Origin of the sequence: Mangrovibacterium sp., assembly GCF_041596335.1 — a bacterium.
GTDB lineage: Bacteria > Bacteroidota > Bacteroidia > Bacteroidales > Prolixibacteraceae > Mangrovibacterium.
In genome coordinates, this window is sequence record NZ_JBFHIT010000099.1 from 1 (window position 1) to 7,363 (window position 7,363).

A 7,363-nucleotide genomic window follows, 5' to 3' on the forward strand; every position below is an offset into this window, starting at 1 on the left:
AGTTTTAATCTTTTTTACCTGGGATTTTTCAACCTAAAACTTTAACAATCATTTAAGTTGAAGGTTCTCTCGGTTAAATTAAAAAATATCCGGATTCGATCCCCACATTTGTATTGTTCAGCCTATGTTATACAACAATCACGCTAAAAACAACAGATACAAACACTTACAACTAACAAAAGCAAGCACCAACATTTAAATAAACTATGTTTTTCAGGAACCGATAGAAACAATCAATAAACTAAAGGCTTCGGGTGATCTTCTGCACGAGCTTAAAATGATCAAAAAACTCTTTGGCGACTACCCGAAAAATAGTGTAAACCGGGATAGCCAAAATCATTCCTAAAATTCCGGCAAAGCTACCAGCAGCCAAAATAACCAGAAAAATCTCCAAAGGATGGGCTTTCACACTATTGGAATAAATCATGGGTTGAAACAAAACATTGTCGACCACTTGTACGGTTCCGAAAACCAGCACCATTAAGCCCAGTAAAGGCAGCGTGTGCGTTGAAAAATCGGACTGAACGTTAATGGCGATTGCTATAAGAAGGCCAACGGCAGCCCCCATCCAAGGCCCCAGGTAGGGAATAATATTGAACAAGCCGCAAAACAGGCCAATCACAACCGAATGCTGAAAGCCGACCCCCACAACGGTTAGCCCCAACGTCACTAAAAAACCCACCAGACAAACTTCGGCCATCAACCCCAGGAAATAGCGTCGCAGCAATAGATGAATCGCATGCATGATTCGTTCAATTTTACTTTCGTATCCTCTCGGTACCAGCACCAGAATTCCGTCACGGAACATATTTTCTTCTTTCAAGAAGAAAAACGTGATAAAGGATACCGAAAAGAACCCGATCAGAAGTTCACCCAACGCCCCGGCAACGATCCCTACAATATTGGAAAGCTGCTCAAGCCCTAGTCTCCCTTTAATCTGATTTTCAAACAAATCGTTCAGAACCGCCATCCCCGAATCCACCTGTCCATGTCCAATCAGATTCATAAAACGCACCAAAGGACCATCAATAACCTCAAAAACAGAATCAGGATCGATGTTTGAAAGTTCCTTAAACTCGCTCGCCAGGAGTGGAATTAAAAAGCGAATGGCACCAATAGCCAACAACCAAATTACAACTAGGCACAAAAAAGCACTCAAAGCCTGACTAATTTTAAATCGTCCGATTTTAACCCGGGTCATGATTCGAACCAATGGCCGTCCCATCAGCGAAAGAATCACTGAAATTAATATATAGGTAACCAGCGAACTGAAGTACCACATCAGAAATAATAAGATTGCAGCACCGAATGCAAAAAGCCAGTAACGTGACTTATTGGTAATTTGAACCATAGGACGTGAATTTTTACAAATATAGAATTTCTGGGAAATTCAGCATACGCTTATACTTCGCCAATTTCAATTGATCGATAACCGGAGAGCAAACCGGATTGTCAAGTTCCCGAATGCCAATGCAAACAAAACAGAAAATCAACCTCCAATTCCTTAGGTATGCTTAACAGAAGATTGATATCAATCGATATTTTTTGATAATTTTGTTATTGTTTGAAAACAACTATGAAAACTACAAAACTCAAAGTACTTATAATAGACGACGAACAGGATGCAAGAGACATCCTGCGCTATTATCTGACTAAGATCGAAGAAATTGGTGAGATCGAAGAAGCATCGAACGTAGAAGATGCCCTATATAAATACATCGACATCAGTCCGGATATCGTACTTCTGGATATCGTAATGCCTGGAAGAAGTGGTATGGACTTAATTGAGCTGCTTAAACGAAAAGAACCAAACTGCCACATCATTATCGTAAGTGCGTACAAAGATTCGGCCATCATGGCCATACAGAATCACATCTATGATTTTATCCTGAAGCCGATCGATTTTGACACTCTTGTCGAGAAGATTGAGAAATTCTACTATAAGCGTCCTGTCAGCATCGAAGAAAAGTTGCAGAAAGTTTTACGAAAGACCGACCAGGGAACAAAACTGAAAATTTCCTCAACCAATAGCCATCGACTAGTCGACCCCGCAGATATTCTTTATTGCGAGGCTGATGGCTCGTATACCTACCTCATACTTAAAAATGGCAATAAAGAACTAGCGAACACCTACTTAGGCAAAATCGAAAAGATCTTGTCGGAATCTCGTTTTTTCCGGGTGAGCCGTTCTGTGCTAATCAATCTTGAAAAACTCACTCGGGTTGATAAAACTGACAACACGTGTACCCTGATCGGTGAGGATTTTGAAGTAAGCCTCAATTGTTCGCGGAAGCAAATAAAAATTTTATGCGAAATGGATTTAGACTGATATGAACGAACGAGAGATTACTGCCGTTATTATAGATGACAATGAAGATGCCGTTTCATTGCTTGAAATATACCTACAGGCCTTTGATGAAGTCAAAGTGCTTGACAGCACAACCAGCCCTCATCGCGGAGTTAAGATAATTAAAAAGCTCCTTCCCGATATTGTTTTTCTTGATATCGACATGCCGGAGATGAATGGCCTGGAAATCGGACAAATCATTCACGAGAGCGAGTTGCGAACCGAAGTTGTTTTCACGACAGCACATAGCCAATATGCGTTTAATGCCCTCACGATAAAACCACTCGACTACCTGGTGAAACCGTTCGGACCGGCTGATCTGATTTCGGTACTCAACCGGTTCAAGAACAAACAAAAGAATGAAGAATTTGAACGCCGCATGGATTTTTTCATGCGAACCAATCGAATAATTCCGAAGATAAAACTTCCTACAAAAACCGGAATCATTCTAATAAACCCGGAAGACGTCATGCTCTTCCGTTCAGAGAGAAGCTTTTCGCGCCTCTTCCTCACCAATGGGAAAGACGAGTTGGTAACTCAGAATATTGTAAAAGTGGCCGAAGCGCTGGATTCCCCCAACATAATCAGGGCAAACCGATCGGCTTACATCAACCTTCAATATTTAAAACGTATTGAAAAAAGAAAGCGGATTTGCTACTTAAAACACCAGGATTATTCACTGGAAGAATCGATTAATCGTCCTGCGTTGATTTATTTTGAGAAACTAAATTGCTTTCCAATCACCTAGGATATACTTTTAATGGCACACAAAAGCCGGTAAAATCACACTGATTTTACCGGCTTTGTATGTTAAGATCCTATAACCAGGCGTCTACTTTTTCAAAAGTACATAATCCAACACTTCGCTGATCGTACTCACAAATCGAAATTTCAAACCTTCCAGATACACATCTTTAATTTCTTCAAGATGTCTCCGATTATCTTTCGACAGGATGATTTCTTTAATTCCTGCCCGCTTAGCAGCCAAAATTTTCTCTTTAATCCCACCAACCGGCATCACTTTGCCCCGCAGTGTTATTTCACCTGTCATCGCAATATTCTTCCGCACTTTGCGCTTTGTCATAATCGATGCCAAAGCAGTCACCATTGTAATCCCAGCCGATGGTCCATCTTTTGGAATCGCACCTTCAGGCACATGAATATGCCAATTGTAGTTTTCGAAAACAGCGCTATCAATACCGAACTCATCCGAATGCGATTTTAGGTACTCCAGGGCCAACATGGCTGACTCCTTCATTACCTCGCCAAGGTTTCCGGTAAGTGTTAAACCACCTTTCCCTTTGCTTTGACTGGCTTCGATAAACAGGATTTCGCCCCCCATTGCTGTCCAGGCCAGACCAGTAACAACACCCGGAAATTCATTCCCCTGATAAATCTCGTGGGAGTACTCGTAAACCCCCAGATATTCGTGAATGTCGGTTTCGGTTAACTCGGCATTGTACGAATCTTCGAACGCTATTTTACGAGCAACTCGGCGAATTACTTTTGCGATTTTCTTGTTCAGCTCCCTCACTCCCGACTCCCGGGTATACTTGTCAACAATTAGCTCAACAATCTTTCTGGGGAAAATTAGCTGATCCACCTTCAATCCGTGATTTTCCAACTGTTTTGGGATCAAGTGACGATTTGCAATCTCCACTTTTTCTTCCAGTATGTAGCCGTTTACATCAATCAGCTCGAGCCTATCGCGCAAAGGTGGTGCAATTGTGCCCAGCGTATTTGCCGTCGCGACAAACATCACTTTCGACAAGTCATATTCCATTTCAACATAGTTGTCGTGGAACTCTGAATTTTGCTCCGGATCCAATACCTCAAGTAACGCAGAGGCCGGATCACCGTGAAAATCGCTTGACACCTTATCCAGTTCATCCAGAATGAAAACCGGATTTGACGATTTTGCCTTTTTAATGTTTTGTAAAATTCGACCCGGCATTGCGCCAATGTATGTTTTCCGGTGTCCACGAATTTCAGACTCATCGTGCAAACCACCTAAACTCATGCGAATATATTTACGCCCCAACGCCCGCGCGATTGACTTCCCTAACGATGTTTTGCCAACTCCGGGAGGGCCATACAAGCACAGAATGGGTGCCTTCATGTCATTTTTCAGCTTCAATACAGCTAAATGCTCCAAAATGCGCTCCTTCACTTTTTCCAACCCGTAATGTTCCTCATCCAACACCTTTTCGGCATTCCTTAGGTCAAAATTATCTTCGGTATATTCATTCCAAGGCAAGTCCAACAGGGTTTGGCAATAGGTAAACTGAACAGAATACTCACCGGCTGCAGGATTCAAACGCGACAACTTATTCACTTCCTTCTCAAAAAACGCAGCCACTTCCTCTCCCCAATTCTTATCTTTCGCGGCCTCTTTCAAGTCGTTAATCTCCTGTTCAATCGGATTTCCCCCCAACTCGTTCTGGATGGTTTTGATCTGTTGATTGAGCAAATATTCGCGTTGTTGCTGATCCAATTCCAACTTTACTTTGGTTTGGATGTCGCGCTTCAACTCGAGCATTTGCACCTCTTTAACCAAATATGAAATTGCCTGAATTCCACGCTCCCGCAAATCGGCAAGCTCGAGCAAACTTTGTTTTTCGTCAACCTTAAGGTCTGTATTCGAACAGATAAAATTGATCAGAAACGTAGAGTTCTCAATATTTTTAACTGCAAAGCTGGCTTCCGGAGGAACATTCGACGAATATTGGGCAATCTTAATCGACAAATCTTTCAAGGAGCCGACAATCGCATTAAACTCAACCGTGTCAGCATCAGAGGTAATTTCTTCCAGCAGGTTTACCTTCGCTTTAAAGTATGGAAATTCTTCCAGGTACTCAACCACTTCGAATCGGCGCTTTCCCTGTATAATTACCGAGGTTGACCCATCAGGCATTTCCAGAATTTTTAGAATCTGAGCTACCGTGCCAATTTTATAAAGATCCTTTTGATGTGGATCGTCAATTGCACCGTCAATTTGAGTAACAGTTCCGAGCAATTTATCGCTCCGAAAAACTTCCTGAATTAATTTCAATGATTTCTGCCGCCCTACCGTAATCGGAATTACGACTCCAGGAAAGAGCACTGTATTTCGAAGCGGTAATATTGGCAGTATATCCGGTGCCTGAAAATTCTTCAATTCCTGCTCATCACCATCAGCGATAATCGGTATCAATTCATTCTCATCCTCTGTAATTCCACTAAATATCATAGTTTTATTCCTTATTCGTTCTTATTTCCCATTTTCTACACTCCAAAAGCAAACTGCCAATCTGTCGTCGCAATCCACATATTGCAGCACCCACCTAAGGACGCAATCACTATGCCAAAGCGACCTCTTCGGTCCGAATTAAAACTTTCGGTATACTTCTGACTGTTCAAATATGGTCGTTAGCAGTCGCTGATCAGCATCTGTAAAAACCGACTTCCGCCGAGCCATTACTTGTGCGGCTGTTTCAAATACCGATTTTAGTTGTTGCACTTTATAGCCTTGACCGCCCCCTGCGGAAAACGAAGGAACAAACTGACGAGGAAATCCTGCACCGTAAACATTACAGCCAACCCCGACAACTGTTCCGGTATTAAACATCGTGTTAATACCAACTTTGGAGTGGTCTCCCATAATAAGTCCGCAAAACTGCAATCCGGTGCGGATGAACTTATTTTCAGGGTAGCTCCATACTTTAACTTTATCGTATGAATTCTTTAAGTTAGACACGTTGGTTCCGGCACCAATGTTACACCACTCCCCCAGGATGGAATGTCCGAGAAAACCATCGTGCCCTTTATTGCTGTAACCTAATAAAATTGAATGACTTACTTCACCGCCAACTTTACAGTGCGGCCCAATGCTCACCGGTCCGTAAACTTTTGTTCCCATATTCAAAACGGCATGTTCACTCATTGCAAAAGGACCGCGAACTAGAGAACCTTCCATTATTTCGGCATCTTTCCCGATATAAACAGGACCGGAACTGGCATTGATAACTGAACATTCGACCTTTGCTCCTTCTTCGATAAAAACATTTTCCGGAGCAATTATTTGGTTGGTGGGGCTTGGCGTCACCGACTTCCGGCCTCGCGTCAACAGATTAAAATCCAGGCGAATCTGGCTTTCACAAACGGTATTTAAATCCCAGACATACCGCACTAAATCCAACTCACCTGCAAAATCGCTCCATTGAATTGTTGTCGAAACCTGGGGATACATTTTTGCATCTTCTTCGGGCAAACGAACCGCAAGCGGAAAGCCTTGATATTTAATTCCCTGAAAAAAACCGAGTTGAGCAATTGCTTCAACCAACTGATCAGTTGGACAGAAATGTGACGAAACCAACAAGTTGTCATTTTCTACCCGCAACGGAAACTTTTCTTTCAGATAAGGCACTGTTTTAAATGAGTAATTCCCGGACAAACGCATCTTCCATTTCTCAAGAATGGTTAAGATTCCGGTTCTCAACAGGGCAACCGGACGGGTATAACACAGAGGCAATAAACAATTTCGCTGATCGGTTTCAAAAAGAATGATATTCATACCTGAAAATTTTGACCTACAAAATTAAGATAAAAAAAAAGCTTCGCATAAGCGAAGCTTTCTTTTTATCGTTGAGAAACGTCTTTTTATTTTTTGCGAGAATCCATGTGCTTCTGGTAACGATTCATGAATTTGTCCACACGACCTGCCGTGTCGACCAATTTCATTTTACCAGTGTAAAATGGATGAGAGCTACTTGAAATCTCCAGTTTAACAACCGGATATTCAACGCCTTCTACTACTTCGGTTTCTTTAGTTTGGATGGTAGACTTAGTCAGAAAAACTGTGCCATCTGACATATCTTTGAACGCTACCATACGATAACTATCTGGATGTATTTCTTTTTTCATCGCTGATCTCTTTTACTACATTATTACAATCGGGCTGCAAATATACTTATAGTTGTGTAAATGCCAAAAACTTTTTTATTTTTTTTCTGTTTCTTTTTCTGCATTAATTATCGG

At 41.8% G+C, this 7,363-nt stretch carries 6 protein-coding genes; 2 read left to right on the forward strand and 4 right to left on the reverse strand.

The window, feature by feature from the left end:
• Positions 1-241: 241 nt before the first annotated feature.
• Entirely contained in the window at positions 242-1,351 is a 1,110-nt protein-coding gene (locus ABZD21_RS19515; RefSeq protein WP_372776811.1) for an AI-2E family transporter, read from the reverse strand.
• 225 nt (positions 1,352-1,576) lie between these two features.
• Here ABZD21_RS19515 and ABZD21_RS19520 point away from each other — a divergent pair, with 225 nt between their 5' ends.
• Together ABZD21_RS19520 and ABZD21_RS19525 are read left to right on the forward strand one after the other, a co-directional pair.
• Positions 1,577-2,329 carry a LytR/AlgR family response regulator transcription factor gene (locus ABZD21_RS19520; RefSeq protein ID WP_372776812.1) on the forward strand — a complete coding sequence of 251 codons (753 nt, stop codon included), beginning with the start codon at positions 1,577-1,579 and terminating at the stop codon, positions 2,327-2,329.
• A gap of 1 nt (position 2,330) precedes the next feature.
• Positions 2,331-3,095 carry a LytR/AlgR family response regulator transcription factor gene (locus ABZD21_RS19525; RefSeq protein WP_372776813.1) on the forward strand — a complete coding sequence of 255 codons (765 nt, stop codon included), beginning with the start codon at positions 2,331-2,333 and terminating at the stop codon, positions 3,093-3,095.
• Positions 3,096-3,179: 84 nt separating this feature from the next.
• Here ABZD21_RS19525 and lon read toward each other — a convergent pair whose 3' ends face one another.
• The 3 genes from lon to ABZD21_RS19540 all read right to left on the reverse strand — a co-directional run bounded on the left by lon (position 3,180) and on the right by ABZD21_RS19540 (position 7,249).
• Positions 3,180-5,576 (reverse strand): endopeptidase La, encoded by a 2,397-nt coding sequence (gene lon, locus ABZD21_RS19530; protein ID WP_372776814.1) that lies wholly within the window; start codon positions 5,574-5,576, stop codon positions 3,180-3,182.
• 138 nt (positions 5,577-5,714) lie between these two features.
• Positions 5,715-6,899 carry a GlmU family protein gene (locus ABZD21_RS19535; RefSeq protein WP_372776815.1) on the reverse strand — a complete coding sequence of 395 codons (1,185 nt, stop codon included), beginning with the start codon at positions 6,897-6,899 and terminating at the stop codon, positions 5,715-5,717.
• Between the two features lie 86 nt (positions 6,900-6,985).
• Positions 6,986-7,249, reverse strand: a complete 264-nt coding sequence (locus ABZD21_RS19540) for a type B 50S ribosomal protein L31 (protein ID WP_372776816.1) — start codon at positions 7,247-7,249, stop codon at positions 6,986-6,988.
• Positions 7,250-7,363: the final 114 nt, after the last annotated feature.

What these genes read in the sequence shown, in the direction of transcription:
- ABZD21_RS19515 (WP_372776811.1), bottom strand. Translation starts at nt 1,351, where the DNA reads ATGGTTCAAATTACCAATAAGTCACGTTACTGGCTTTTTGCATTCGGT.
- ABZD21_RS19520 (WP_372776812.1), top strand. Translation starts at nt 1,577, where the DNA reads ATGAAAACTACAAAACTCAAAGTACTTATAATAGACGACGAACAGGAT.
- ABZD21_RS19525 (WP_372776813.1), top strand. Translation starts at nt 2,331, where the DNA reads ATGAACGAACGAGAGATTACTGCCGTTATTATAGATGACAATGAAGAT.
- lon (WP_372776814.1), bottom strand. Translation starts at nt 5,576, where the DNA reads ATGATATTTAGTGGAATTACAGAGGATGAGAATGAATTGATACCGATT.
- ABZD21_RS19535 (WP_372776815.1), bottom strand. Translation starts at nt 6,899, where the DNA reads ATGAATATCATTCTTTTTGAAACCGATCAGCGAAATTGTTTATTGCCT.
- ABZD21_RS19540 (WP_372776816.1), bottom strand. Translation starts at nt 7,249, where the DNA reads ATGAAAAAAGAAATACATCCAGATAGTTATCGTATGGTAGCGTTCAAA.